A 3,640-nucleotide genomic window follows, 5' to 3' on the forward strand; every position below is an offset into this window, starting at 1 on the left:
AAATATTTGTTGGGTTCTAATACAGATCCTGTACAACTCTTAAAAAAGATGGATGAAGCTACTCGAATTCAAGACAAAGTAGCTGGATTATCTGAAGAACAAGTAGATAAACATTATGTTCATTACGTAGAAGAAAATCATTCTCCTGATTATTATATGTATGCAACTTCTTATCGAACAGCATATGTAGGAGATGCAATCCAATACGTGTTAGATATTAATAAATTTATAACAGATGGCTGGGGCCCTTGGCATGAGGCAGGACATTTGAGACAACAATCGCCCTGGAAGTTTTATAATATGACAGAAGTACAAAATAATATATACAGCCTTTCTGTAGAAAAAGCATTTAATCAACCATCCAACTTAGAGAAAAGTGGAATTTATCCAAAAGCATTTCAATATCTAGAACAAGTGAATAAAAATTATGATGAAATTAGCGATGTTTTTGTAAAGCTTGTTATGCTTTGGCAACTACAGTTAGCGTATGGAGAGGATTTCTATCCTAAATTACATCAATTGTATAGAGACATGCCTTCAAGTGAACTTCCACAAACTGATGAAAATAAAAAACAACTATTTATGATTTCAGCATCAAAAGTAGCCAAACAAAATTTAATTCCTTTCTTTGAGAAGTGGGGATTACGTCCAAATAACGATACAATTCAAAAAGTAGCTGCATTAGGATATCCGATTTTAACAGCAGAGATTTGGAAGGGTACGGATTCTAATCCAATTAAACCAGATATGCCTAATGTAAATAATATTTTAGAAGGAAACCAGTTTGCATGGTCACTAAAAGGAATTAGTGATTTCGAGTTTGCAAAAATCAATTTCAATAAAACGACAGAAGAAATGCAAATTGATTTAAAGGCAGGCGTACCACATCATTATTTTAATGAAACATATGCGAGTATTAAAGTGCAAAATGCATCAGGTAAAGTAGTATACAATAAAGACATTTATGGGAACAAACAACAAAATGCTGAATCACAAAAGGTTCCAGTCAAAGTAGGAGATTATATTGAGCTGACACATTTAGAAGGTGTGCATAGAGCTACTTTAACAAATGTAGGCAACAGTAAACAAGAAAGCTTTGGAAAAAAAGTCATATACCAAGTTACAAAGGAAGGTCTGAAGAAAGTTGAAAAAATGCCAGAAACAACAATTTTAGATGGAAATCAATTTGCATGGTCACTAAAAGGAATTAGTGATTTCGAGTTTGCAAAAGTCAATTTTAATAAGTCGACAGAAGAAATGCAAATCGACTTAAAAGCAGGCGTACCGCATCATTATTTTAATGAAACATATGCGAGTATTAAAGTACAAAATGCATCAGGTAAAGTAGTGTACAATAAAGACATTTATGGGAACAAACAACAAAATGCTGAATCACAAAAGGTTCCAGTCAAAGTAGGAGATTATATTGAGCTGACACATTTAGAAGGTGTGCATAGAGCTACTTTAACAAATGTAGGCAACAGTAAACAAGAAAGCTTTGGAAAAAAAGCAATGTATGAAGTCACAAAAGAAGGCTTGAAGAAAGTTGAAAAAATGCCAGAAACAACAGTTTTAGATGGAAATCATTTTGGTTGGTCTTTAAAAGGATATAGTGATAGAGAAATCGCAAAAGTAGATTATAATAGGACAACAGAGAAAATGCAGGTGAATTTAGAAGCAGGCGTACCACATTCTTACTTTAATAATACCTATGCAAGTATTACAGTAAAGAATTCAACCGGTAGTGTTGTATACAATAAGGATATAGTGGGAAATAGTCAACAAACTGCTGAAAGTCAAACCGTGCCGGTAAAAGTGGGAGATTACATTGAGTTTACCCATATAGAAGGGGAAGCAGTAAAGGAAAAGACACGCGCTACACTTATTAACTTTGAGAATAATAAACAAGAATATATAGGCAAAAAAAGAATCTATCAAGTTACTTCAACGGGATTAAACAAAATAGATTAATATGAAGAACATTCTAATTATTAGTTAGATGCAAATAGTCGTTCATTATGAACGGCTATTTGGCTTTTATTTAATAATACGCTCTCTTTTTTATATACTCTCGTTGCCATCAAATGCTACATTTTTTTATAAATATGTTTTTGAATTAATAAATGTTTAAGTGCAATAGATTTGAGAAAAAAGAAACAGAATAGTAGGGTATTTGTTGATAAATCTTCTCAAATATTACAATGTTTTACATATTTGGTATGATGTATATGAGTTCTATGTATATTAAGGGAGGAATGGGAATGAAAAGGTTTATAACACGTGCAAGAGGTAATACAGTCTCAAAAAATTTAGTTTTAATGGTGTTGTCGATGGTTTTAATGATATTTATGATTACACCATCCAATGATGTATCTGCAGCCAACCTATCAAAAGCAGCTACATTAAAAGGCGTGAATTTATTTAATGGAAGTTGGACAGTTGCTATACAGGCAGCAAATTTACAATATGTTTCTGCTGAGCCTTTGGGAAATGTAACAGCAAATCGTAATGCAGTTAATGAATGGGAGAAATTCGAATTAATTCCGACTGGAGAATTATATACGTACGCTTTAAAAGCAAAAAGTAATGGGAAGTATGTTTCGTTTGAGCCAAATGGTAGAGTAGTAGCAGATCGTACATCAATTGGGGCATGGGAAAAGTTTATCTTATATAATGGTGGAGACAATAGGATATATGTATTACAAGCACTCAGTAATGGCAGGTATATATCAGCAAATGGTGGTAGAGAATTAACAGCTACTAGTTATGTAGCTGGAAGCTGGGAACGATTTGTTATTGTATACTTCTAAACTTTAAAGTGTTATATGTCTAAATGATAATGGCATGTTTAGTATGTATGAATGCCTAATACAATAAAGTGTTAAGTATTTAATACAAGTGTATATTAATGTGTAAAGGGCTGCAGGTAATTAGCAGTCCTTTTTGCATGGACTTACTGAGGTTATAATGAGAAGAAAAAGAACCCTATAGGGTTCTTTTTTAAGGCATATTAACAGTAAGGAGAATCATGAAATGCTACTTCAAATCTTTATTAGGGGAAAGATTTTGAAAAAGCTTAACATACATCCATTTTTACATATATGTAATATATAGTAAATTGATAATATTTATACTTACTATTACTAATATTCAATTAACATGGTTAACACTATTTATATGATGTTAAATGGCGCTTAGTACAGTATACATTTAGAAATCTAATAGTAGATTTCATTTGTTAAAAAAGGTAATAAATATATTATTTCAAATTAAACTATAGGCATATCGAAATAGGTGAAAAAGCTTGAGTACCGTGATTAAATTGCCTTTAAAGATGAGGTTTAGATTAGAGGGCTAATTGGATCTTACTGAAAAGGAAAAATGTTTTTTAGATGAAAAGAAGAAAAGACACCTTTTGGGTGTCTTTTCTTTAGGCAAACAGTTCACATATTGCTGAATTAGATATGAAACCAAAATTCGACTATGAAGTAAATTTTAACATAATCTGAACAGAAAAAAATATGTAATAATCCATTTTTAGTTTTTAATTATTTTATGAAATATAGAGCAGCAACGTAAATAAAAGGGCATGCAGTCGTATCTGCAGCCCTTTTTAGGAGGAATTCAAGATACCATTAGG

Annotated in this window: 2 protein-coding genes; both read left to right on the forward strand. The window is 31.6% G+C overall.

Annotation, left to right across the window (positions count from 1 at the left end; genetic code table 11):
* Positions 1-1,971: putative mucin/carbohydrate-binding domain-containing protein (locus QO049_RS30255; protein WP_284489811.1), on the forward strand; the 1,971-nt coding region annotated here is incomplete at its 5' end.
* Between the two features lie 290 nt (positions 1,972-2,261).
* A complete protein-coding gene (locus QO049_RS30260) occupies positions 2,262-2,810 on the forward strand; it encodes a fascin domain-containing protein (protein ID WP_000819427.1) in 549 nt (182 codons plus the stop codon).
* Positions 2,811-3,640: the final 830 nt, after the last annotated feature.

This window comes from Bacillus sp. RB3, from assembly GCF_030164735.1.
Lineage (GTDB): Bacteria > Bacillota > Bacilli > Bacillales > Bacillaceae_G > Bacillus_A > Bacillus_A cereus.